Source organism: Nocardia arizonensis, from assembly GCF_001310275.1.
Taxonomy (GTDB): domain Bacteria; phylum Actinomycetota; class Actinomycetes; order Mycobacteriales; family Mycobacteriaceae; genus Nocardia; species Nocardia arizonensis.
On record NZ_LGYZ01000082.1, the window covers coordinates 13,873 to 37,738 of the forward strand.

The 23,866-nt window shown below is 69.4% G+C and carries 19 protein-coding genes; 7 read left to right on the top strand and 12 right to left on the bottom strand.

Annotation, left to right across the window (positions count from 1 at the left end):
• Window positions 1-270: 270 nt before the first annotated feature.
• The 3 genes from ilvD (at window position 271) to APZ21_RS17845 (ending at window position 4,514) form a co-directional block, all read left to right on the top strand.
• Entirely contained in the window at window positions 271-2,112 is a 1,842-nt protein-coding gene (ilvD, locus tag APZ21_RS17835) for a dihydroxy-acid dehydratase (protein ID WP_054814467.1), read from the top strand.
• Window positions 2,113-2,268: 156 nt separating this feature from the next.
• Window positions 2,269-3,585, top strand: a complete 1,317-nt coding sequence (locus APZ21_RS17840; RefSeq protein WP_054814468.1) for a prenyltransferase/squalene oxidase repeat-containing protein — start codon at window positions 2,269-2,271, stop codon at window positions 3,583-3,585.
• 26 nt (window positions 3,586-3,611) lie between these two features.
• Entirely contained in the window at window positions 3,612-4,514 is a 903-nt protein-coding gene (locus APZ21_RS17845) for a DMT family transporter (RefSeq protein ID WP_156371155.1), read from the top strand.
• Here the strand turns inward: APZ21_RS17845 and APZ21_RS33075 are convergent.
• The 3 genes from APZ21_RS33075 to APZ21_RS17855 all read right to left on the bottom strand — a co-directional run bounded on the left by APZ21_RS33075 (window position 4,399) and on the right by APZ21_RS17855 (window position 6,472).
• Complete coding sequence (locus APZ21_RS33075) at window positions 4,399-5,088, bottom strand: phosphoribosylanthranilate isomerase (protein ID WP_239476692.1); 690 nt, start codon at window positions 5,086-5,088, stop codon at window positions 4,399-4,401. The genes APZ21_RS17845 and APZ21_RS33075 overlap by 116 nt on opposite strands.
• 110 nt (window positions 5,089-5,198) lie before the next feature.
• Window positions 5,199-5,426 (bottom strand): helix-turn-helix domain-containing protein, encoded by a 228-nt coding sequence (locus APZ21_RS35140; RefSeq protein ID WP_307586749.1) that lies wholly within the window; start codon window positions 5,424-5,426, stop codon window positions 5,199-5,201.
• Window positions 5,427-5,542: 116 nt separating this feature from the next.
• Window positions 5,543-6,472: a DoxX family protein gene (locus APZ21_RS17855; protein ID WP_054814501.1), complete on the bottom strand. Its 930-nt coding sequence runs from the start codon at window positions 6,470-6,472 to the stop codon at window positions 5,543-5,545.
• 139 nt (window positions 6,473-6,611) lie between these two features.
• Between APZ21_RS17855 and APZ21_RS17860 the strand changes: the two genes are divergently transcribed.
• Window positions 6,612-7,712, top strand: coding sequence for a PQQ-dependent sugar dehydrogenase (locus APZ21_RS17860; RefSeq protein ID WP_054814471.1), 1,101 nt, complete (start codon window positions 6,612-6,614; stop codon window positions 7,710-7,712).
• 48 nt (window positions 7,713-7,760) lie between these two features.
• Here the strand turns inward: APZ21_RS17860 and gatB are convergent, their stop codons facing one another.
• The 9 genes from gatB to APZ21_RS17905 all read right to left on the bottom strand — a co-directional run bounded on the left by gatB (window position 7,761) and on the right by APZ21_RS17905 (window position 20,131).
• A complete protein-coding gene (gene gatB / locus APZ21_RS17865; protein WP_054814502.1) occupies window positions 7,761-9,266 on the bottom strand; it encodes an Asp-tRNA(Asn)/Glu-tRNA(Gln) amidotransferase subunit GatB in 1,506 nt (501 codons plus the stop codon).
• A gap of 73 nt (window positions 9,267-9,339) precedes the next feature.
• Window positions 9,340-10,716 (bottom strand): alpha/beta hydrolase family protein, encoded by a 1,377-nt coding sequence (locus APZ21_RS17870; protein WP_054814503.1) that lies wholly within the window; start codon window positions 10,714-10,716, stop codon window positions 9,340-9,342.
• Window positions 10,717-10,803: 87 nt separating this feature from the next.
• Window positions 10,804-11,247, bottom strand: coding sequence for a hypothetical protein (locus APZ21_RS17875; protein WP_054814472.1), 444 nt, complete (start codon window positions 11,245-11,247; stop codon window positions 10,804-10,806).
• Between the two features lie 25 nt (window positions 11,248-11,272).
• Window positions 11,273-12,307: an ATP-dependent 6-phosphofructokinase gene (locus APZ21_RS17880; protein WP_054814473.1), complete on the bottom strand. Its 1,035-nt coding sequence runs from the start codon at window positions 12,305-12,307 to the stop codon at window positions 11,273-11,275.
• Window positions 12,308-12,473: 166 nt separating this feature from the next.
• Window positions 12,474-14,573, bottom strand: coding sequence for a serine/threonine-protein kinase (locus tag APZ21_RS36355; protein ID WP_371852286.1), 2,100 nt, complete (start codon window positions 14,571-14,573; stop codon window positions 12,474-12,476).
• A gap of 44 nt (window positions 14,574-14,617) precedes the next feature.
• Window positions 14,618-15,490 carry a class A beta-lactamase-related serine hydrolase gene (locus APZ21_RS17890; protein ID WP_239476693.1) on the bottom strand — a complete coding sequence of 291 codons (873 nt, stop codon included), beginning with the start codon at window positions 15,488-15,490 and terminating at the stop codon, window positions 14,618-14,620.
• Between the two features lie 156 nt (window positions 15,491-15,646).
• A complete protein-coding gene (locus APZ21_RS36360) occupies window positions 15,647-17,995 on the bottom strand; it encodes a serine/threonine-protein kinase (RefSeq protein WP_371852287.1) in 2,349 nt (782 codons plus the stop codon).
• A gap of 52 nt (window positions 17,996-18,047) precedes the next feature.
• A complete protein-coding gene (locus APZ21_RS17900; RefSeq protein WP_054814505.1) occupies window positions 18,048-18,701 on the bottom strand; it encodes a response regulator in 654 nt (217 codons plus the stop codon).
• A gap of 32 nt (window positions 18,702-18,733) precedes the next feature.
• Window positions 18,734-20,131, bottom strand: a complete 1,398-nt coding sequence (locus APZ21_RS17905) for a sensor histidine kinase (protein WP_082393211.1) — start codon at window positions 20,129-20,131, stop codon at window positions 18,734-18,736.
• Between the two features lie 177 nt (window positions 20,132-20,308).
• Between APZ21_RS17905 and APZ21_RS17910 the strand changes: the two genes are divergently transcribed.
• From APZ21_RS17910 to APZ21_RS17920, 3 genes are read left to right on the top strand one after another with little or no spacing between them, the layout of a single operon-like run.
• Window positions 20,309-20,620, top strand: a complete 312-nt coding sequence (locus tag APZ21_RS17910) for a hypothetical protein (protein WP_054814475.1) — start codon at window positions 20,309-20,311, stop codon at window positions 20,618-20,620.
• Between the two features lie 31 nt (window positions 20,621-20,651).
• Complete coding sequence (locus APZ21_RS17915) at window positions 20,652-21,377, top strand: ABC transporter ATP-binding protein (protein ID WP_054814476.1); 726 nt, start codon at window positions 20,652-20,654, stop codon at window positions 21,375-21,377.
• Complete coding sequence (locus tag APZ21_RS17920) at window positions 21,374-23,866, top strand: FtsX-like permease family protein (protein WP_054814477.1); 2,493 nt, start codon at window positions 21,374-21,376, stop codon at window positions 23,864-23,866. Before APZ21_RS17915 ends, APZ21_RS17920 begins: the two co-directional genes overlap by 4 nt.

The following is a 23,866-nucleotide window of genomic DNA, read 5'->3' on the forward strand; positions in this document are numbered from 1 at the left end:
GACACACTCCGATGCGCGCGCCGCCGAGACGGTTCGGGCGACACGGCCCGAGCAGGCCGCCCGCGCCGACGACACCCTCGCGGCGACACCGATCGCGGACGACCACCCACCGTCACCGAGTCCCGCACGGCCGAAGTCCCGCCCGACCGAGCGCCGCCCTACGGCCGCATCACCCCCGACGGGGGCCGCGGACACCGGGAGTACCGTTGGGTGGCCGCCGAGGCAACTCCGCGCAGTCGCACATCAGCCCAGCGACCCCATCGAGGACCCATGCCACCGCTTCGTTCACGCACCACCACCATCGGCCGCAATGCCGCGGGCGCCCGCGCGCTGTGGCGTGCCACGGGTATGACCGACTCCGATTTCGGCAAGCCGATCGTCGCCATCGCGAACTCCTACACCCAGTTCGTGCCGGGCCACGTGCACCTCAAGGACGTCGGCGAGATCGTCGCGGAATCGGTGCGCGCCGCGGGCGGTGTCCCGCGCGAATTCCACACCATCGCCGTGGACGACGGCATCGCCATGGGCCACGGCGGCATGCTCTACTCGCTGCCCTCGCGCGAGATCATCGCCGACTCGGTGGAATACATGGTCAACGCGCACACCGCCGACGCGCTTGTGTGCATCTCCAATTGCGACAAGATCACCCCCGGCATGCTGAATGCCGCCATGCGCCTCGACATTCCGACCGTCTTCGTCTCCGGCGGTCCGATGGAGGCGGGCAAGGCGGTCGTGGTCGGCGGCGTCGCCCAGGCACCCACCGATCTCATCACCGCGATCGCGGCCAGCGCGAATCAGGCGGTGTCCGAGGACGGTCTGGGCGAGGTCGAGCGCAGCGCCTGCCCCACCTGCGGATCCTGCTCGGGCATGTTCACCGCGAATTCGATGAACTGCCTCACCGAGGCGCTCGGACTCGCGCTGCCCGGCAACGGTTCGACGCTGGCGACCCACGCCGCGCGCCGCGCCCTGTTCGAGCGCGCGGGCACGATCGTGGTCGATATCGCCAACCGCTGGTACCGCGAGGACGACGCCTCGGTGCTGCCCCGCAATGTCGCGAACGAACGGGCCTTCCGCAATGCCATGGCGCTGGACGTGGCGATGGGCGGCTCCACCAATACGGTGCTGCACACCCTCGCCGCGGCACAGGAGGGCGAGATCGATTTCGATCTCGGCACCATCGACGAGATCAGCCGCCGGGTGCCGTGCCTGTCCAAGGTGTCGCCGAACTCCGACTACCACATGGAGGATGTGCACCGCGCGGGCGGTATTCCGGCCATCCTCGGCGAACTGCGCCGCGCCGGACTGCTCGACGGCGACGTCACCACCGTGCACACCGCGAGCTTCGACGAATGGCTCGACACCTGGGACATCCGCTCGGGCAAGGCATCCGACGAGGCGATCGAGCTGTTCCACGCCGCGCCGGGCGGGGTGCGCACCACCGAACCGTTCTCCACCGAGAACCGCTGGTCCTCGCTGGACACCGACGCGGCATCGGGTTGCGTCCGCGACGTCGAGCACGCCTACACCGTCGAGGGCGGACTGGTCGTGCTGCGCGGCAATATCGCCCCCGACGGCGCCATCCTCAAGACGGCGGGCATCGATGAGGAGCTGTTCTCCTTCGAAGGGCCCGCCGTCGTGGTCGAATCCCAGGAGGAGGCCGTGTCGGCCATTCTCGGGAAGAAGATCGAGCCCGGTGACGTGATCGTCGTTCGCTACGAGGGGCCGGCGGGCGGTCCCGGCATGCAGGAGATGCTGCACCCTACGGCCTTCCTCAAGGGCGCGGGCCTCGGCAAGCAGTGCGCGCTCATCACCGACGGTCGCTTCTCCGGCGGCACCTCGGGTCTGTCCATCGGCCACATCTCCCCCGAGGCGGCCAGCGGCGGCGTGATCGGCCTCGTCCACGACGGCGACCGTATCCGCATCGACGTCGCGACCCGCACGCTCGAGCTCGTCGTCGACGACGCGGTGCTGGCCGAGCGACGCGCGAAAATGGAAGCCTCCGAACGTCCTTGGCAGCCGGTCGACCGCGACCGTCCGGTCACCACGGCGCTGCGCGCCTACGCGGCGCTCGCGACCTCAGCCGACAAGGGCGCGGTCCGGCGCGTGCCGTGACCGGCTGACGACGACGAGCACGCCCCGGTGCGAACACCGGGGCGTGCCTCGTCTCGGCGCGCGCGACCATCTCGTCGAGCCCGCGACCGCTGGTATGGTTGGCAAAATCCTTTGTCCGACAGAGCATCACGGCAAGGGGCGGCGCACGGAGGGGATATGTCGAGTCTCGACGAACGAATCGACGACGCGCTCAGATGGATGAATCGCAACCAGCTCAGCGACGGGCACGGCGGTGCGGGCTGGGGATGGGTGCCCGATGTACCACCGAATCCGCAGAATACAGCCGAGGTGGTGTGCGCGCTGGCGGCTCTCGGGTACGAGATTCCCCGCTCGGACGAGGTTTCCATGTTGGTCCGACAAGCGGTGGTGCATCGCTATGAAGGCCATGATTGGCCGTTCCAAGCGCCCATCGACCTAGCCTGGAAACTACGCGCTTTGCACTGCCTTGGGGCCGATCAGGCAGACCCCGATGCCATCGCGTGTCGGCAGGCACTGATCTCGGAACAAGATCAGGCTACCGGTGGCTGGCGTATGTCCAGCCAGGCAGGCCCGATATCCATTACCGCGACCGCAACCGCCATACAGGCTCTCATCAGCCCGGCACTTACCGAAGAGAACGCCGCGCAATCGATTGTGAAAGCGACCGGCTTTCTGGTGTCGGCCACGATCGACCAGGACCCCCGCATCGAGCCGCTGTACGCCTGTGCGCATGTGGCTGCAACACTCGCACGTCCCGAGATCGCCGCACTCGGCGGAAAAAGGCTGGAACGCGCCCGGAACCTTGTGGTCGGTCGACTTCTCGACGGCCTACGGCGCCAAGAGGCCCGCATCGAGGAGGAGGCGTTTCGACGCGGCGATGTCTCCGACACCTGGCGTCATCTGACCTTGCATCTCGCCGTCGGAGCGGTCGTGGCCGCGGACCAGCGAACGCTCTTCGATCCCGCAGTACGACAGGCTCTGGCGGAACTGCTGGATCTGCAGGAGACCGCTCAGCGCCACGCGCACAGAGGAGGCTTCAGAACCTCGGCTTCCGGTTTCGTCACTTCATACGCCACCACTCAGGCGCTCGAGACCATGGCGAGCATCCGGGGACTGCTGAACGAGAGCATCAATCCAGCAAAGGTCTTCGACCTGGTCTGCCGCGCCGATGGCGTCCACCACGCGGACGCGCAACAGCTGTTGTCCGCCCGAGGTCGCCCTATGGTGATGAACAGCCACGCCGGTGCGGCGCTGTTGGCAGTGGGTGGACCTGCCGGTTTGACGATCGCTCTGCTCGCAGTGCGCTTCGCCGACGACCTGGGGAAGATCGGCAGCCGCGCACTGGTCGTGTGGGGCGTCCTCTTCATAGCAACCGGCACGTTCGCCAGCGTCTCGACCCGATTGCCGACCGTCCCGAACGGACGTATCGCGGCAGCAGTGTTCGCCGCCTACACCGCGGTCGTGCTTCCGGTGGTCACCTTTCTCCTGTCGTGACAAGCACTGGACGGGCAGTCATCCTCTTGGTCGCGGCGACCTCGCTCTGGGGTGTCTCGAGCGCCTTGATGTCCGCGATCTCCGCACCGAGCCTGGGGGCGGCTGCTCCGGTCGCGGCCGGGGGCGCGCTCGTGATCCTCGCGGTATGCGTCTTGCGTGGCGATCACCCGTGGCGGACGCTCGCCGCCGACAGGTGGCTCTATCTCGGTCTCGGCATACTCGAAATGACGAACCTTATGCTGTATGTCGCGGCGTTGCGCCTTGGGCCGCTCCCGGTGGTGGTGGCTTTGCACCTCACTGCGCCGATGCTCATCATCGTGGCCGAGGTCCTTACCGGGCGGCGTGGCTTCAACATCTCGACTGTCATTGAATTGGTGTTGGTGTCCACCGCGATCCTGCTGGTGACCGCCGAACAATCCGACCTCGGCGACGCCGCCGCGATCGGAGCGGGGTGTGCCTTGGCGGTGGCCAGCGCCGCGTGCGTAGCCGGACTGGTCACCCTCGTGGCCAGGCATGCAGCGGGCCGACCGACCATGGCCTCGGCCGGCCTGCAGCTTCTGATCGCGGCGGGGTTCTGTCTGCCCATGATGGTCTCCAAGCCGCCTTCATATTCTGCGACTATCCACTTGATCGCAGTAGGCGCGTTTGCTCTGGGCCCCGGATTTGCTCTCTACTGGTGGGCACTGAAAACGCTGGATGCGACGACCGCTGGAATCATCGGGTTGAACGAGGCCGTCGCCGCCTCCGTCGTCGGGGCGCTGCTGACCAGCACACGAATCACACCCACCACCCTGTTGGCCGGGGGTTTGGTGCTCACGGCCGTGGCTGTTCAGCTCCGCTCCGGCTCGACGCCTGATGCGCGGCAGCTACGAAAGCCGCGCACGCGAGTGCGTCCTTGTCTCCATTGGGGGTCTCGACCCCACTGTTGACGTCGATACCATGCGGTGCAACCGCAGCGATCGCTTCGGCCGCATTGGCGGAGTTGAGGCCTCCCGCGAGGATCACACGGCAGTCCGACTCTTTCAACGCGCCCACGATCTGTGCGCTGATCGACCAATCATGGGTCTTGCCGGTTCCGCCGAGACGGTCAATGGTTCGCGAATCCAGCAAGACAGCATCACAATCCGACGCGGCACGCACAGCGACATCGACCGCATCTGGTCCGGTCACGTGCACTGCCCGCAGCACTTTCCGCCCGCGCGCCCTGGTACGAACCTCACGTGTCGTCTCTGCGGTCACCAATCCGTGCACCTGGATAGCGTCCACCCCGATGTGATCAGCGAGGTCGATGATCTCGGAAGCGTCCTCGAGGTGCGTAACGAGCACCCTTGTCACAAAAGGAGGTGTACGCATGGACAGTTCCGCCGCTCGATCGGGTCCCAGCGCATCCTCGCTGAAATGCGTCACTCCGCTGATGAGTCCGATCGCGTCGGCCCCTGAATCCACCGCGATGCGCAAGTCCGACTCGGACCGGATCCCGCAGATCTTCGCGCGTATCGTCACGATGCACACCCTACCGGCCTGGCGATTCAAGGCTCAGACCCGCCGCCGGGGCTGATTCGAGCATCCGCCGAATCCGCTTGGAGCCGGGAGATTCCCGCGTCCACAGCCGTTCACAGCCGCGCCGGTGTCCCGGTGATCTTGCGTGGCGCACCCGGCCGCGGCTCGTCGACCAACCCTTCCGGCCTGCGTGCCACGAACCGGTTGCGCCACTTACCCACCGTCTGCGGCCATATCCCCGACTCCGACGCTACTTCGCTGTTGGATTTCCTGCCGCGCAACCCAATACGATTCGACATCGCTGCGCCAGAGCCTGCGACGACTTGGCCCGCCGCGCCCATCGCTCGAGCGTCTGCCGCTCCTCGTCGGTCAACACCACCTCGGCACCCGACCGCCCCTGCCCGCCACCAAGCGAGCCGACAACCTGTTTATTCAACGAACTGATGACGGGGGGACACTAGTCGAAGGGACCGATGCCGGTGAGCGGATTCCCGCCGTGCAGATACCAGTAGGTGCCGACGGCGGCGGCGATGGCGAGCAAAAGTACGACGAACGACCCATAGCTCGGGCGCACCGCCCAGCCGCGATTGCGATCAAGCGACCAGCGTCCCGGGCCGGTGAGGATGATGACCGTCGCCGCGCCCGCGAGCACGCTCTCGAATTCGACTCCGCTGGGCAGACTCGCGCGGTACTGGAAGCCGGGCACCATGCCCTGCTTCCACATCCACGCGTCCAGGATGACCGCGAGCACCGCGCCCGCGGCCATCGGCGTCGCCAGACCGAGCACCAGCAGTGCGCCGCCGCCGAGTTCGCCGACGGTCACCAGGACCGCAGACAGGGTGGCATGGTCCCAGCCGCCCTCGATCATCATGTCGCGGGTGCCGTCGAATCCCGCACCGTTGAACCAGCCGGTGGCCTTCTGCAAACCGTGGTAGACGAAGGTGCCGCCGATCATGAGCCGAAGCAGGAACAGACCGAGATCGAGGGTGCCGCGCCGCGTTTCGACAGCGCGGCGGCGCACGGTGCGCGATGGCCCGCCGGGCGGACCGGCCGCGGGCGGAATGCTGGCGTAGGAGTACGGGGCGGTGGCGGTGTCATCGGCCGCACCGGCCGCACCCGCTCCCGCCGCACCCGCGCCTGCCGCGCCCGTGCCGCCCGTCGCGGCGGTGTGTTCGGCGACCGTCGGCACGTCGGGTTCGAGGCCGAGTTCCTCCTCGGTGCGCGGCACGTCGGCGCCCTTGCCCGGCTCCTTCGCCAGGTCGAGTCGCGGTAGCTCCCCGGTCGGCGAGTCGTACGGGCTTCGGGCGCCGTGGCCTGTCGAAGCCGCCTCCTGCTCGCCCGGCGACGGCGCGTCGGGCCCCGATGTGTCCTTCGGCTTGTCACTCACGGGCATACCCTATGTCGCGGCGTCGGGTCCGACAGCCCAAACGCCGCGGCGTGTCAATCGCAGGCGCCGATCCGAGCGGACACCCCGACACCCCACCCGGGAGCGGCGCGGGCCGCGGTATTTCCGTAACGTCTGAGCTATGAGTGTGGTTGTCGTGGGTCGCGTCGCGATGTGTCTGGCGCTCGGCTCGATGCTGGTGGCCGGATGCGCCCGGTTCGACGATTCGGCGGCGAGTCCGTTCACGCCGGAGCCGACCTTCAATCCGGCCCAGCCGAAACGGCCCTCGACCACGCCGCCGTCGACCACCCGCCCCAGCGGGCCGTGTATCGATCCCGATCCGGCCGTGGTGGCGACCTGCCTGGACACCACCGGCGGGATCATCACCGTCGGCGACGGCGCGCTGGTCGCCGAACGGCGCACCGGGCGCATCCTCAAGGTGGTCGATCCCGACACCCCGCCGGTCGAGGTCGCGAAGGTCGACGTGGACGGGTCGGCCGACGGCGGACTCAGCGATATCGCGCTCTCGCCCACCTTCGCCGAGGACGGACTGCTCTACGCATACATCACCACCGGCGCCGACAACCGGGTGGTGCGCATCGCCGAGGGCGGTTCGCCCAAGGCCATCGTCACCGGAATCCCCAAGGGCGCCACCGGAAATCACGGCGCACTGGAGTGGACCGGCCCGAATCAGCTCATGGTGCTGACCGGTGACGCTGGAAATCCCGGCCTCGCCTCGACCCCGACCTCGCTCGCGGGCAAACTGCTGCGGGTCAACTCCCCCGCCCCCGGTGCGGCCCCGGAGGTCGCCGTGTCCGGGATCGGCGTCGCGGGCGACCTGTGCTTCGACGGCAAGGACAGCCTGTGGTTCACCGACCGCACCCCGCTCGAGGACCGCTTGCAGCGCCTCGATCCGCAGGGCGTGGTCGCAAGCGGCTGGACCTGGCCCGACCGCCCCGGCGTCGCGGGCTGCGCGGCCGCGGTGGACGGCGTCGGAGTCGCCCTCACCGACGGCAAGGCGCTCGCCCTTGCCACCGTCGACCCCAACACCCATATGGTCACCACCGCCCCCAGCCTGCTGTCCCAGGACAAGTACGGCCGTCTCGGCGGCGCCACCCTCGGCCCCGACGGCAGCTTCTGGGTCGGCACGGTGAACAAGACCGACGGCCAACCCGGCCCCAACGACGACCGTGTGGTCCGCATCCCGCTCCCGCAGGCCGGTGGCGGCGGCGGACCCGACTAGATCGGTGTCCGGTGGTCCCGGCCGCCCAGCGGCGGTCGGGACCGGAGGTCACGCGCAGGCGGCCAGGACGAGTTCGCGGACTCGGGCGGCGTCGGCCTGGCCACGGGTGGCCTTCATGACATCGCCGACGATCTTGCCCGCGGCCTGCACCTTGCCGGAGCGGATCTTCTCGGCGATATCGGGATTGGCGGCCAGCGCCTTCTCGACCTCGGCTTGCAGGGCGCTCTCGTCGCTGACCATGCCGAGGCCCTTGGACTCGACGATCGCGCCCGGCTCGCCCTCACCCGCAAGGACCAGATCGACGACCTGCTTGGCGACCTTGTTGTTCACGGTCTTGGCCTCGACCAACGCGATGACCTCGGCGACCTGGGCGGGGGTGATGGGCAGTTCGTCGAGGGCGACCTCGCGTTCCTTGGCCTTCTCGGTGAGGTAGGCGACCCACCAGGAGCGCGCCTCGTTCGCGGGCGCGCCCGCGTCGACGGTGGCGATGATCAGGTCCAGCGCGCCCGCGTTCACCAGGTCGCGCATGACCTCGTCGGACAGACCCCAGTCGGACTGGATGCGCGCGCGCCGCAACCACGGGTATTCGGGAATGGTGGCGCGAAGGGACTCGACCAGATCGGCCGACGGCGCGACCGGTTCCAGATCGGGCTCGGGGAAGTAGCGGTAGTCCTCGGCGGTCTCCTTGCGGCGACCGGGCGAGGTGGAGCCGTCGGCCTCGTGGAAGTGCCTCGTCTCCTGCACGATCGTGCCGCCCGCCGCGAGTATCGCACCCTGCCTGCGCATTTCGTAGCGCACGGCGACCTCGACGCTCCTGAGCGAGTTCACGTTCTTGGTCTCGGTGCGGGTGCCGAATACGCTCGCGCCCACCGGCATCAGCGAGACATTGGCATCGCAGCGCAGCGAGCCCTGCTCCATCTTCACATCGGAGACGGCCAGCGAACGCAGCACCTCGCGCAGCGCGGTGACGTAGGCGCGCGCCACCTCGGGCGCGCGTTCACCCGTGCCGGTGATCGGCTTGGTGACGATCTCGATGAGCGGCACGCCGGCGCGGTTGTAGTCGAGCAGCGAGTGGCTCGCGCCGTGGATGCGCCCGGTCGCGCCGCCCACGTGCAGCGACTTACCGGTGTCCTCCTCCATGTGCGCGCGCTCGATGTCCACCCGGAAGACGCTGCCGTCGTCGAGGACGACGTCGAGGTGACCGTTGGTGGCGATCGGTTCGTCGTACTGGCTGATCTGGTAGTTCTTCGGCTGATCAGGATAGAAGTAGTTCTTGCGCGCGAAACGACCCCACGGGGTGATCGAACAGTTGAGCGCGAGTCCGATGCGGATCGCCGACTCCACGGCCCGCTCGTTCACCACCGGCAGCGAACCGGGCAGGCCGAGACAGACCGGGCACACCTGGGTATTCGGCTCGGCGCCGAACTCGGTCGGGCAACCGCAGAACATCTTGGTCGCCGTGGACAGCTCGACGTGGACCTCCATGCCGAGCACCGGCTCGTACCGGGCGATGACATCGGCGTAGTCCATCAACTCGACCGTGGGTGCGCTCATACGCATCAGTCTAGGTAAGTCCCGGCGGCGGACCGCGCCGACCTCCGGGCCGGTCACGGTCCGCCGCGGGCGCCTACCTCGGCGGGAAACGCTGGGTGAGCCAATCGGTGACGGTGGTGAGCACCTCCGGCGCGAGGGTGATCTCGTTGCCGGCGTACTCGCTGGGTTTGCCGGTCGCGGTGGGCTGCATGAGATGGTTCAGGCCCGCGAAGGTGCGCACGGTCGCGTCCGGGTCGGCGGCGAGCAGGGTCCGCGTCGGCCCCTCGTTCTGGGTCGCGAGGACCTGAAGGTCCTTGTCGCCGAAGAAGGCGAGCACCGGAACGCGCAACGCGGACAGCGCGGCGGTCGGATCGTAGGTGATCAATGCCGTGAAATACGGGGTGATCTGCGCGTCGACCTGTTCGTCGGGCACCCGCTCGTCCGGCGACGCTTCGGCGTTGGCGCGCTCGAGGAACGCCTTGGCGCCCTCGATGTCACCGGCCTTCAGCAGCCGCACCATCTCGGTGCTCGTGGCGACTTCCCGGTCGATGTCCTCCTGGCTCGCCCCATCGGCGGCCATGATCACCCGGGTCTGTTCGATCAGCACGTCACCGCCCGGCACGGCGGGACCGGCCATGAGGATCACGAAGGCAACGCCGCTGTCGGGCGCCGAGGCGACCAAGGGGGCCAGATAGCCGCCCTCGCTGTGGCCGAACAGTCCGACCCGGGCCGGGTCGATATCGCCGCGGTCGCGCAGGAACCGCACACCGGCGGCGGCATCGCCCGCCAGCATGGGATAGCTCGCCTGGCCGAGATCGCCGCCGGTGCCGCCGACGCCGCGGTCGTCGGTGCGCAGCACGGCGTATCCGGCGCGGGTCATGGTGTCGGCCAGCAGCAGGAAGGGCTTGTGCCCCATGAGCTCCTCGTCGCGGTTCTGCGCGCCGCTGCCGGTGATCATGAGCACCGCGGGGAACGGACCCGGGCCCTGCGGCGTGGTCAGCGTGCCCGCGACGGTGATGTCACCGCTGCGGTAGGTGACGTCCTCGGAGCGATACGGGAACGGCGGTTTCGGCTCCTGCGGCCGCGCCGGACCGGCGATCTTGCCGCGCTCGAGCGTGGTCGGGTAACTCTGCCCCGACTGGGTGAAATCGCCGGTGATGCGGTCGGATTCGTAGCGGCCCTTGAAGACCGGATCACCCGGTATGTCCGGAATCGCGAATTCGACACCGCCGCGGTCGGTTCGGACGTCCTTCAGCGCCACGCCCGTCATACCCTGCGACGGAATGTCGATGGTCGCGGTGTGCTCGGCGGTGAAGGTCACGCCGATCCCGAGCGGATGGTCCGGGATCAGGATGGACCCGTGCCAGTCGCCGGTCGTCGGCTCGGGCGGGTCGGCATCCGAGGAACAGGCCGCCACCACCGCGACGGCCACCAGAGACAGTATCGACGCGATCAGTCGTCCGGTGCGCATGTCCGCCACGGTACCGACGCGGGCGCCCAACCGCGTCCACCGACGGTCGCGCGCGCCCGCGCCGCGAGGATGATTCGGCTCCGAACGCTATTCGCCGTGGACGTAGCGGATGGAGGCTTCGATCGCCTCCATGTCCACGACCAGGTTCGGGTCGCGACGCCGCGCCTCCCGGAACTCCTCCAGCGCGTCGTCCACGCTGGTCCGGCGGGCCAGACTGATGAGCTGGCCGCGCACGTACTCGCCCAGGGACAGACCCGTCGCCCCCGCCCGGCGACCGTAGCGATCCAACGCTTCGACCGGCAGGTCGTAGGTGTCCACCAGCGCCACCGCGTCGGCGTCCCATTCGCAGCAGAGTTCGCGGCCCTGCGTCGCGAGGAATTCCACGACCGCGTCGTCCGGCACCCTGGTGCGGGCGCGGGCGATCAGTTCCGCGCGCAGGTATTCGGTCACGGGCATACCGGCCACCCGGGCGCGTCGACGCAGGACATCGGCCGAATCGACGGGCAGATCCTCGATTTCGATGCGTGGCATGGCCGACAGCGTAAACCCTTCGGGCTCAACCGAAGAACGCTTCGGCCTCGCTGTATCGCGATTCAGGAACACGTTTGAGCTGTTTGGTGGCCTCCGACAGCGGAACGAGATCGATGTTCGTGCCGTGCAGCGCGACCATCTGCCCGAATCGGCCCGCGTGCACCGCTTCCGCCGCGTGCAGACCGAAACGGGTCGCCAGCACGCGATCGTAGGGGGTGGGGCTGCCGCCGCGCTGCACGTGCCCGAGTACGGTGGTGCGCACTTCCTTGCCGATGCGGCGCTCGATCTCGGCCCCGAGTTGCTGGGCGACACCGGTGAACCGCTCGTGCCCGAATTCATCGATACCGCCCTCGCGCAGCGCGAAACCGGAATCGGGGGCCGGATGCGAACCCTCGGCGACCACGCAGATGAAATGCTTGTCGCCGCGCTGGAACCGGCGCTTGATCATGGTGCAGACCTCGTCCACGTCGAAGGGCACCTCGGGCACCAGGGTCAGATGCGCGCCCGCCGCCATACCGGCGTTGACCGCGATCCAACCCGCGTGCCTGCCCATGACCTCGACAAGCATGACGCGCTGATGGGATTCGGCGGTGGTGTGCAGCCGGTCGATGGCCTCGCTGGCGATGCTCAGCGCGGTGTCGTGGCCGAAAGTCACGTCGGTGCAATCGATGTCGTTGTCGATGGTCTTGGGCACGCCGACCACCGGCACGCCCTCGTCGGACAGCCAGCTCGCGGCCGTCAGTGTGCCCTCGCCGCCGATCGGTATGAGTGCGTCGATGCCGTTGTCGTCGAGTGTCTGTTTGATGCGGGACAGGCCATTGCGCAGGACGTCGGGATTGGTGCGCGCGGTGCCGAGGATGGTGCCGCCCTTGGTGAGCAGCCGATCGGTGCGATCGTCGTTGAGTATCTGGATCTTGCGATCCTCGAGTAAGCCGCGCCAGCCGTCCTCGAATCCGACGACAGCGTCTCCGTAGCGTCCGTTCGCCGTGCGAACGACCGCGCGGATGACCGCGTTCAGTCCCGGACAGTCCCCGCCTCCGGTCAAGACTCCGATGCGCATGCCCGATATCTTGCCGGGTCCGGCGTACCCCGGGGCCCGCGCCCCCGTGAACCTTGGGTTACCAGCTGCGCTCACCGTTGCTCCCCGGATCGTGTCAGTGGATGGATGTCGACTCCTTCAGTGTCGACGCCGGTGCGGCACAGCGAAACCGGACCGGCGTTCGTGTTCAGTAGAGGTAGACCACGGCGTTCTCGCCGCCCGTGCAGGTCACGTAGTCGGTTCCCCGGGTGCAGCGCATGGTGTATTCGCGATCGTTGACCGGACTCGTCGCGGTCACCTCGCGTTGTTCGCCGACCTCCGCGTCCCCGGTCGCGCCGTAGGCCGTGCGCACCTCCTCGGCGAACGGGCAGCTGGTCACCGCCGTACCGACAGCCGACACGCTGAACCGGCCCGCGGCCGGTTGGGTCGTGGTGCAGGTGCGCGCACCGTCGGGCAGCCGGAACCCGACACTCGGCTGCGTCGACGGCGCCGTGTGCCGCGCGTCCCGCACCGCCCACCCGACCCCGCCCGCGATCGACGCCGCGACCACGAGCACGGCGAGCACCCAGAGTCCGCGCCGGGATTTCGGCGCGGGCGGTGGTCCCATCAGCGCGGACCGTTCCAGGGTGACCGCGGTCTCATCGACGCGCCGGTAGTTCGGCCGAGGACCGAGCTGTCCGCCCGCCCCGGGCCGCGCGATCCTCGCCTGCGCCTGTTTGCGCGGCGCGGGTCGCCGGGCGGCCGCGGCGCGGTCGTCGGGCGGTCGCACCGGTGGCCCGGTCCGGGCGGCGTCGAGGTCGACGGTCACCGCGTCGGGCCGCCCACCGCCCTGGCCCGGATCGACCATCGGCCGAGTGCCACGGGGTATGCCGGTCCCCCCGCGTGTTCCGGTACCCGACGCCTCGAAGTGGGCGGTCGGGGCGGAGGCGGACCGCCCACCGGAATCCGAGCCGACCGCACCCGGATCGGTCCTCGGCGTCGGGCCGGACCGAGCGCCGGTATCGGACCCGACCGCCCCAAGGTCGACGGTCGGAGCCGAGGCCGCCCGTCCGGCGTCCGAACCGAGCGCACTCGGATCGACAGCGGGCGCACCGGCGACAAGTCGCGGATTCGATTCACCCGCGCCACCGGGCGACGCCGCCCGACTCGTCGCGGGACGACTTCTCGCCCCGCCGCCACCTGCCCCGGCGATCGGTCGCGGATTCGATTCGGCCACCGCGCCGCGCGGTGGGCCGCCGGAGCCGGTGCCCAGGTCGAGGGTGGGGGCGGCGGAGCGGGCGTCGGGGTCGGGGTCGGCCGAAGGGCGAGCGACGGGGATTCGGCGGGCGGGGTCCGACGCGGGGATTCGGCGAGTGGTCGAGTCGTCGCCGGTGGGCGGATCGGCGGCGGGGTCGACGGCGGGGAAGACGACGGTTGGCGGGGCGGAGCGCGGAGGGTTGGCGGTGTCCGGTGGCGGGGCGGTCAGGGCGGCGCGGGCGGCGGCGGCGAGGGCGGAGGCCGTGGGGTAGCGGTCGGCCGGATCCTTGGCCATGCCACGGGCGATGACGCCGTCGAGTGCCTGCGGTAGGCCGAAGCGACCGATGCTCGGGCGCGGGGGCGGAGTGGTGAGGTGGGCGCGGATGAGCACACTCAGGGCGGAGGCGGGGAAGGGCTGGGAGCCGGTGAGGCATTCGTAGAGCACACAGGCCAGGGAGTAGACGTCGGCGGTGCCGGAGATGGGGGCGGAGTCCAGTCGTTCGGGGGCGATGTAGCTGTAGGAGCCGACGGCCGCGCCGGTATCGGTCAGGCTGGGGTCGCCCACCGAGCGCGCGATGCCGAAATCGGCGAGATAGGCGAAATCCGAAGGCGTGACCAGGATGTTGGCGGGTTTCACATCCCGGTGCACCAAGCCCTCGGCGTGCGCGGCGTCGAGAGCCGCCGCGATCTGCTCGATGACGGCCACCGCGCGCACCGGGCTCAACGGGCCCTTGCCGCGCAGCACCGAACGCAGGTCGTCGCCGCGCACCAACCGCATATCGATGTAGAGCACACCGTCGATCTCGCCCCAGTCGTGGATCGGGATGATGTGCGGTTCGGCAAGGCGGGCCGCGGCCTGCGACTCGCGCCGGAAACGCTGCTGGAACACCGGATCCTTCGCCAGTTCCGCCGGTAGCAGCTTCACCGCGACGACCCGGCCCTTCACCGTGTCGAACGCCTCGTATACCTCGCCCATTCCGCCCCGGCCGAGCAGCGATCGCAGCTCGTAGGGCCCGAAACGGGCGCCGACCCGCGAATCCGCGTCATCCACCCCGTTACCTCCACCTCGCGGATGTGGTCATTCCGAGCGCGACCTCACGGCGAACACTTGCCCGCGGCCAGTTCGCCGAGGTGTTCGGAGATCAGGGAAGCCATCTTGTCCAATGCATTCATACCATCGCTGAACGCACCCGAATCCGGTTGCGCCGCAAAGGCGATGGCGATCTGCCCGGACGGCGTCGAGATGAGCCCGAACTGGCGCACCAGGTACTTGCCGGAGGTGTCGGGTCCCCATCCGCCCTTGAATTCCGCACCGGAGAACGCGCCGAGACCCCATCGGTGACTCGGCACGATCTGTTCCATCAGTTTGATCACCGGCGCGCTCTGTACCATGCACGGTAATCGCGAGGCGAACCGAACCTGTTCCGCCAGCGACCATTGCGCTTGGCCGAAGGCCGAATGTTCGGCACGGACGCGAGTGGCGGGCACCACGGTCTCGGCGTCGCCGCCGTCGCGCAGCACCGCCTCGACGGCCGCGGCCGCGGTCTGGCCGGAACCCAGCGCCTGCCACAGCACGTCGGCGGCGGCATTGTCGGATTCGGTGATGGCCGCGGTGGCCGCGTCACCGCCGGTCGAGGCGCCGCCGCGAATGGCCGCGATGGTCAACGGCACCTTCATGGTCGACCAGGCCGGACCGGTGGTCCAGTCGCCGAAGGTGACCATCTTGGTGCCGCCGACCGGCATGATCGCCATACCGTAGTGCCCCCGCAGGGTGCCCTGTAGCTCCTGGAACCCGGCCGCCAGCGTGCCGGGCAGGGTCAGCGACAGCCGCGGTTCGGAGACCGCCGCCGCCTGGGTGATGCTCGTCGTCTCGGCCGCCGAGCCGCTCTCGCCGGCATCGGCGCCGCACGAGGCCGTGAGCAGCAGGGCGAGCACACCGAGGGCTACCCGACCAACACTATGAGACATGACCTGGCGCATCACTGTTTCGTAGCTCCCCACGTTCCCGGGTCGGTACGGTAACGGGCAACCGTACTCGGTGCGGGCACGCTACACGCGACCGCCGACCGCCGTCCATCCGCGCACCGCCGCGTCCCCGTCTCCGACACGGCCCGCTCGCGCACCTCAGTAGATGTAGACCACCGCGTTCTCGCCGCCGGTGCAGGTGACCATCTGCCCCTCCGGCACGCAGTTCATCGTGTAGGTACGCCCGGTGACCGGGCTGGTCGCCACGACCGACCGGGGCGAGCGCGAGGAGGTGGCGGCCGCGGATTCGGCGTATGCCTGACGCACCGCTTCGGCGAAGGGACAACTGGTGACCTCGCTGCCCGTCGCGGACTGGGTGAACGACCCCGGCACGGCCCGCCCGGTGGAGCACGACTTGGCGCCCGCGGGCAGTGCGGCGGAGGTGGTCGCGGCGCTGGTTGTGGTGGGCGACGCGGCGGTCGACCCGCCGGGGGTGGTGGCGCCCCTTGGAACCGCGGCGGTCGCGACCGGACCGGCCTGATCCTCGATCCCGGAATCCTGCTGCCCCGAACGCAGCATTGTCCACCCGACCGCGCCGCCGACCGCGATCACCACGATGACCGCAACCGCGATCAGGATCGGCGCGACGATCGACCGCCGCGCGGGCGGCTGCGAGCCCGCGTCGCCGTAGTCCTCGGCGTACTGCTCGTATCCGTAGCCGCCCGATTCGTATCCGTATTCGGGCTGTTGGGCGTACCCGTCCGGCGCGTACCCGCCCGGACCGGCGGATTCGGGATGGTAGTCCGAATACGCTTGCGCGGCGGCATATCCCGCATCCTCGGCGTACCCCTGCGGCGCGGGTCCCGGATGCCGGGCCGAGTCGTAGCGCTGGGTTCGTACGCCGAACTGGTCGCCCGGCGCACCGTACTCCGGTGTGCCGGGTTCGTAGCCGTATGCCGCGGGAGCCTGGTGTACCGCACCGTCGTACCTGCTGGTCTCGGTCCCGTACTGCCCCGGACCGGCGTCGTAACCATCCGACGCCGGTGCATGGCCCTGTGCCACCTGGCCGTATCCCGGCGCGTGCCCTCCGTCGTAGCGCTTGGTCTCCGCGGCGAATCCGCCCGCCACGCCGAAACCTGGTGCGCCGCCGTGATCTTGTGCCCCCGCGTCGTAGGACGCATATGCGTCGAGAGGCGCGGCGACAGGTTCGAAGCGCTGCGTCATCGTCGACGGATCCGGCGCGAAATCGTATTTCTCGGTCGCCGGAGCGGGCTCGGCGTGCGAGACGATCGGCGGCGCGGCCGTCGGTGATTCGGGACCGCCGTACATCTGGGTCGGCGGCGCCACCGCGCCCATCGGCCCGCTCTGCGGCGGGTACGGCCCGGAGATGACCGGTGGCACCTGGGTCCGATGGGCCTCGTCGTAGCGCTGTTGCTCCGAATACAGGTGCGCGTCGGGGAACGGGCGTACCGGCACGGGCGCGGGATCCTGCTGCGCGGTGGGCAGCGGGATGAACTGGAGCTCGCTGGGATGCACCGCGGTCGCCGCGGTGGGGATGATCGACAGTTCGCCGGTGGACTCCGGCGGGATGATCGAGCTCGCGGGCGCGGCCTCGGTCTTGCCGAAGCGTGACGGGTCGGGCGTGCGCACCACGAAGGTCGGCCCGGTGGGAACCACGGCGGTCGACGCCGCGCGCGCCGCCTGGGCCAGCGCGGTCGCCGTGGGGTACCGGTCGGCCGGATTCTTGGCCATACCGCGGGCGACGACCTCGTCCATCGCCGGCGCGATCCCGGGACGACGCAGGCTCGGACGCGGCGGAGGTTCCGTCAGATGCGCCCGGATCAGCGCGTTCATTCCCGAGGCCGGGAACGGCGTTGTCCCGGTGAGGCATTCGTGCAGGACGCAGGTCAGCGAGTAGATATCGGCGCGCGCGGTGACCTGGCCGACGTCGAAGCGCTCCGGCGCCATGTAGATGTAGGAACCGACCGTCATGCCGACCTGGGTCACCGCGGCGTCGCCCTCGAGGTGGGCGATGCCGAAATCGGCGAGATAGGCGAAATCGGACTCGCCGACCAGGATATTCGCGGGCTTCACATCGCGGTGCACGAGACCGTCGGCGTGCGCGGCGTCGAGCGCGGCCGCGATCTGCTCGATGATGCCGAGCGCGCGTTCCGGTGCGATCGGCCCCTTGGTGCGCAGTATCGAACGCAGATCCACACCGGAGACCAAGCGCATGTCGATGAAAAGCACACCGTCGATCACGCCCCAGTCGTGAATGGGGATGATGTGCGGTTCGGCGAGGCGGGCGGCGGCCTGCGATTCGCGCCGGAAGCGCACTTGATACGCCGGATCCTGGGCGTACTCTTCCGGCAGCAGTTTGATCGCGACCATGCGGTCCTTGACCGTGTCGTACGCCTTGTAGACCTCGCCCATACCGCCGCGGCCGAGTAGTGATCGCAGCTCATACGGCCCGAACCGGCTACCGACCCTCCATCCAGGTCCGTCCACCCCGTGCGTCCTCCATTCCGCGGGCGGCGACGTACGATCCCGGACCTACCCGTCAAACAATGGATTCTCCCGGTGCGACCACCCCGTGGTCAAACGCAAAGACGATCGCGGTCGCTCGATCTCGCAGATCGAGCTTGCCGAATATATGTCCGACATGGCTTTTCACGGTGACCTCGGAGATGCCGAGCCGCGCGGCGATCTCGGAGTTGCTGCGCCCGCGGCCGATGAGTTCGAGCACCTCGTATTCGCGGGCGGTGAGTTCACCGAGTCGGCTGTCGGCCGGTGACGTGGCCGGGCGCACGCTGCGGTAGGCCGAGAGCACCCGGCCGGTGACCGACGGGTCGAGCCATGCCCCGCCCGCGGCGACCGTGCGCACCGCGCGGATCAGGTCTTCGGCAGGCGAATCCTTGAGGATGAATCCCGCGGCGCCTGCGCGCAGCGCGCCCGAGAGCAGTTGGTCGTCGTCGAAGGTGGTGAGCACCAGCACCGGCGGCGCGCCGATGCCCGCGCGCAGCGCCCGCGTGGCGTCGATACCCCCCACGCGTTTCATCCGCAGGTCCATCAGCACCACGTCGGGACGCTCGGCGGCGACCGCCGCCGCCACCTCGTCGCCGTCGGCGCATTCGCCGACCACGAATCCGTCGCGACGGCGCAGGATGCGCCGCAGTCCGCCGCGCACGAGTTCCTGATCGTCGACGACGAGCACGGCGATGGTGTCCTCGCCGCCCGCGGACGTCGTCACATCCCCTCCCTGGCGGTGGCCGCGGACGTGATCCGCGCGCCGTCGCGTAATGCCGTCGAGACCCCATTGATCAATCCGGGCAGCGGACACGACGGCATGCCGCGGTGCGATCCGATCGGGAATTCGGCGCGCACCGACCATCCGTCGTCGTAGGGACCGGCGTTGATGGCGCCGCCGAGCAGTTCCGCGCGCTGCCGCATGCCGTCGAGCCCCATGCCATTGCCGCCGATTCCACCCGGGCGCTCGCGCGGCGGCGGTTGCGGCAGGGTGTTGTCGACCGAGAGCCGCGCGCTGCCCGCGTCGACGACAAGTCGCACCGTGACGCTCGCGCCCGGCGCGTGTTTGACGACATTGGCCAGCGACTCCTGGGCGATGCGGTACAGCGCCAGTCCGACCGCGGGCGAGACCGCCCCGACATCGCCGGTTCGGCTGCTGCGCACATCGAGACCGGCGCGCACCACGTCGGTCACCAAGTCGTCGATATCGCCGAGGCCGGGTTCGGGCGCGTGTTTGGACGGCTGTCCGTTGTCGAGCAGCCCGATGGTGCGCCGAATGTCGGCCATGGCCTGCCTGCCGAGCCGTTCGGCGTCCACCAGCGCCTCCACCGCGTCGTCGACGTCGCGGTCGGTCTGCAAGGCGTGCCGGGCGGCGGTGAGATGCAGCAGGGTCACGCTCAGCGAATGCGCGATGACATCGTGCACCTCGCGCGCGATGCGCCCGCGCTCCTCGTCGGCGGCCCGCGTCGCGCGAATGGCCTGACTCTCGCGCTCCTGATAGAGGAATCTGCGCTGGTACTGCAACATGACCCCGACCAGCCAGCCGAGTGCGACGCCGATGGTGTACATCTGGATGCCCTGCAACCGGTGCCCGTCGGTATTCCAGTACAGGTATCCGGCGGCGTCGAAGGCGACCAACTCCAGCATCGCGAGCACGGCGAACAGCGCGCTCCATCGTTTGGCCACGATGGCCGCGACCTCGCCGACGACCACCACCAGCACGAACGGGGCGAAATCCGCCGAGACCGGCTGTAAGAGGAAGATCGCGGTGGCGCCGAGTCCCGAGGCGGCCAGCAGGATCGGACTCGGGGTCAGACCGAAGAAGCAGAACATCGGCACCGACACGAAGACCAACATCGCCGCCGCCAACGGCAACACCGTCGGAAAGTAGTCGTGGCGCTGGATCATCGCCCCGCCCACCACGATGATCAGCGCGGCGTCGGCGCTGATCATCACCGAAGGGGGATAGTCGAAGGGCAGTTCTTCCAGATTCGTCCGCACGACCGCGATCGGATGACGAATGAAGGCCGCGAACCGGTCACGGATGGTCCCCCGCTCGCGGAACGGCACCGCCGCGACGGCGCTCGGCGGCGAGCCGATGGCGTGGATCACATCCATGTTCCCAGGCTAGCCGCCGCGACCGCCGCGACGCATCGTCCCCGGAGCGGGCGGGCACTCCTACCCCGGTAGGAGATCGAATCGCGTCCACGGCACGACGACAGCCACCCCGGAGCGACCGTAGCGTGAACCGCAGCGTCACTCACGTCGCACCGTCATCTCACGGGAGGCCATGCCATGTCATGGGAAGATCTCCACGCCCGTTCCGCAATCGTGCACACCGTGCTCGACCGGGCCGCGGTCGACCCGGCCCGACCCGACCTGTTCGCGGACCTACCCGACCTCGACCGACTCTTCGGCGGGCCGGAGGGGTTACTGCTGACCCTGTATCACCGCTGGAACAATCACCTCGCCGCTAAATTGGATCAGGCCATGACGCAGGGACAGTCCGCACTCGACGCCTACCTCGAACTGTCGGCCGAACAGCCCGCCCTGCGCGCGGTACTCGACGCGCACCCGCGCACCCGCGACGCGGCACTGGCACGCTGAATTCCGACAACGACGACGAATTGGGGACCCCATGTCCGAACCGGCCATGATGGAACTGGCGGGTATCGCCAAGGATTACCGGATCGGCACCCAGTCGGTGCGCGCGCTCGACGGTATCGATCTGCGCATCGAATCCGGTGATTTCACCTCGATCATCGGCCCGTCCGGTTCGGGCAAGAGCACGCTGCTGCATCTGCTCGGCGCGCTGGACACCCCCGACGCCGGGTCGATCCGATTCCGCGGCAAGGAGATCGGTGCACTCGACGAGCGAAGGCAGTCCGAATTCCGCAGGCATCAGGTCGGTTTCGTCTTCCAGTTCTTCAACCTGCTGCCGACGCTGACCGCCTGGGAGAACGTCGCCATTCCGAAACTGCTGGACGGCACGGGATTGCGCAAGGCCAAGCCGCGCGCGCTGGAACTGCTCGAGCTGGTCGGACTCGCCGACCGCGCCCAGCACCGGCCCGCCGAACTGTCCGGCGGGCAGATGCAGCGTGTCGCCGTGGCGCGGGCGCTGATCATGGACCCGCCCCTCATCCTCGCCGACGAACCCACCGGCAATCTCGACTCGCGCACCGGCGCCGCCATTCTCGGGCTGCTCGGCGAGATCGCGAGCAACGGCAACGCGGTGGTGATGGTGACCCACGACATGGGCGCGGTCGAATACTGCGATCGGGTGATCACCCTGCGCGACGGGCGAATCGGCTCCGACGACCGGGTCGAACGCGAGCGGGTCGACGCGGGTTCGGTGCGCGCATGATCGGCGCGGCCTTGGATCGGCTGCGGCTGTTCAATATCGGCGAACTGCTCGCGCACCGTGGCCGGACCCTCTTGTCGCTGGCGGTCATGGCGGTCTCGGCGGCGCTGCTGGTCGCGGTGCTCAGCATCTCCGGTTCGGTCACCGGGTCGGTGGACAAACTCACCTCCGCGCTCGGCGGGCGCGCCCAACTCGAGGTCTCCGGCATCACCGACGCCGGATTCGAACAGGATCTGCTGCCGCGCGTCGCCGCGACCCCGGGCGTCGACAAGGCGGTGCCGATGCTGCGCGCGCAGATCGGCGGCGACGCCGACCGGGCGCTGCTCATCGGCGCCGACGCGAATGTCGCCGCGCTCGGCGGTGATCTGGCCGGACCGATGTCGGCGCGGGCGATGTCGCTGCTGTCGGTGCCCAACGGGGTGCTCGTCGGCAGCGGGATGGGCCGATCCGAGGGCGATACCTTCCCGCTCGGGTCCGGCACGGTCACGGTGGCGGGCGTCCTCGACGACAAGGCTTCCGCCCAGCTCAACGGCGGCCATATCGTCGCCGCGCCGCTTCCGTTGGCGCAGCGGCTCACCGACCGGGTCGGCAGATTGGATTCGGTGCAGATCGTGCCGACACCGGGAACCGACGTGGACGAGCTGCGCCGAAACCTGACCGACGCGGTCGGCGGACGGGCCGTGGTCGCCGAACCGAGTCTGCGCACCGCGCAGGCGGGCGGTGCGATCCAGATCGTGCGCTATTCGACCCTGATGTCCTCGGCCGCGGCGCTGATCGTCTCGGCCTTCCTCATCTACAACGCCATGAGCATGGCGGTGGCGCAGCGCAGGCCGACACTGTCGATGCTGCGCGCCATCGGCGCCGACCGGGGACCGATGGTGCGCGATCTGCTCGCCGAGGCCGCCCTGCTCGGCCTGCTCGGCAGCGCGGCGGGCGCGGCGCTCGGGATCTTCATGGGCCGCTTCGCCATCGACCGGTTGCCAACGGCCATCATGCAATCGGTGGAGGCGCGCACCGAATACCTGGTGCCGTGGTACGCGATTCCGGTCGCGGTGGCGGCCTGTCTGCTGACCAGTGTGTCCGCCTCCGCGGTGGCCGCACGGCAGGTCTACCGGGTCGAGCCGATCGAGGCGCTCACCCCGGTCGGTGTCGGCAGCGCCGACACCGCGGGCCCGATCCTGCGCCTGGCCGCCATCGGCCTCGGCCTCACCCTGGCCTGCGTCGCGATCTACACGGCCTTCACCGATCTGGGCCGCGTCTCACTGGCCGCCATCTCGACCTCGCTCGCCGCCGCCGTGCTCCTGTGTTTCGCCGCCACCGGACCGATCGTGCGGTGCGCGGCCGCCATCGCGCGCTGGTTCGGCGCACCGGGCGAACTCGGCGCTACCACGCTGGAGCGCGCGCCGCGCCGGGTCTGGGCGACGGCCATGACGGTGCTCATCGGCGTGGCCGCCACGGTCGCGGTGGGCGGAGCCTCGCGCAATATGGTCGATTCGGCGACCTCGGGCTTCGACCAATTGGCCGCGACCGACATCTTCGTCAGTCCCGCACCGATGGAACAGTTTCCGACCGGGCCGCTGCTGCCCACCGGACTCGGCGCCCGCATCGCGGCGCTGCCGGAGGTCGAGGACGTGGTGCCCGCGCAGATGGCCTTCGCGACATTGGGAACCGGGCGGGTCATGCTCCAGGGGTACGCCACCGCCCGCGGCGACGTCCGGTTCGACACGATCGACCCGACGGTCATGCCGCGCATCACGGCCGGTACCGGCGTCGTCATCTCCCGGGATGTGGCGCGGTCGCTGCACGCGGAGCCCGGGTCGATGGTCGCGCTTCCGACGCCGACCGGGGTGCACGAAGTCGAAGTGCTCCAGGTGATTCCGTACTTCAGCGCGATCGCGGGCGTCATCGTGCTCGACCTCGACGTCCTGCGCCAGTGGTATCAGCGTCCGGGCGAGACGCTGCTGTCGGTGCACTTGCGGCCTGGCGCGGACACCGCCGCGGTCGTCTCGCAGATCCGCGGGTTCGCCCCGCAGGGCATGCACGTCGACACGGGCGCGGAAGCGGTGGCGGCCATATCGTCCAGCATGCGGCAAGGGGCCGCGTTGAGCGGTTCGATCCTCTGGATCGTCGTACTCGTCGCCACGATCGCGCTGCTGAACACCCTCATGCTCTCGGTACTGGAACGGCGGCGCGAACTCGGCGTGCTGCGCGCGATGGGCACCGGTCGCCGATTCCTGTTGCGCTCGGTGCTGGCCGAGGCGGCCGGTATCGGAATCGTCGGCGCGACACTCGGTCTGGCCGTCGGCGCGATCGTGCAGTATCTGGCGACGGTCGCGATGGGTCACGCCATGACCATCGACATCGTCTACCGGCCCGGCATCGTGATCCTGGTCTACGGCGCGGCGGCGCTGTTGCTCGCCCTGCTCGGCTCCATTCCGCCCGCTCTGCGCGCGGCCCGTATGCCCATCGTGGAGGCGTTGACGGTCGACTGA

Coding starts and splice junctions, on each gene's coding strand:
- ilvD (WP_054814467.1), top strand. CDS start 271: ATGCCACCGCTTCGTTCACGCACCACCACCATCGGCCGCAATGCCGCG.
- APZ21_RS17840 (WP_054814468.1), top strand. CDS start 2,269: ATGTCGAGTCTCGACGAACGAATCGACGACGCGCTCAGATGGATGAAT.
- APZ21_RS35140 (WP_307586749.1), bottom strand. CDS start 5,426: ATGGGCGCGGCGGGCCAAGTCGTCGCAGGCTCTGGCGCAGCGATGTCG.
- APZ21_RS17860 (WP_054814471.1), top strand. CDS start 6,612: ATGAGTGTGGTTGTCGTGGGTCGCGTCGCGATGTGTCTGGCGCTCGGC.
- gatB (WP_054814502.1), bottom strand. CDS start 9,266: ATGAGCGCACCCACGGTCGAGTTGATGGACTACGCCGATGTCATCGCC.
- APZ21_RS17870 (WP_054814503.1), bottom strand. CDS start 10,716: ATGCGCACCGGACGACTGATCGCGTCGATACTGTCTCTGGTGGCCGTC.
- APZ21_RS17875 (WP_054814472.1), bottom strand. CDS start 11,247: ATGCCACGCATCGAAATCGAGGATCTGCCCGTCGATTCGGCCGATGTC.
- APZ21_RS17880 (WP_054814473.1), bottom strand. CDS start 12,307: ATGCGCATCGGAGTCTTGACCGGAGGCGGGGACTGTCCGGGACTGAAC.
- APZ21_RS17890 (WP_239476693.1), bottom strand. CDS start 15,490: ATGTCTCATAGTGTTGGTCGGGTAGCCCTCGGTGTGCTCGCCCTGCTG.
- APZ21_RS17905 (WP_082393211.1), bottom strand. CDS start 20,131: ATGGATGTGATCCACGCCATCGGCTCGCCGCCGAGCGCCGTCGCGGCG.
- APZ21_RS17910 (WP_054814475.1), top strand. CDS start 20,309: ATGTCATGGGAAGATCTCCACGCCCGTTCCGCAATCGTGCACACCGTG.
- APZ21_RS17915 (WP_054814476.1), top strand. CDS start 20,652: ATGTCCGAACCGGCCATGATGGAACTGGCGGGTATCGCCAAGGATTAC.
- APZ21_RS17920 (WP_054814477.1), top strand. CDS start 21,374: ATGATCGGCGCGGCCTTGGATCGGCTGCGGCTGTTCAATATCGGCGAA.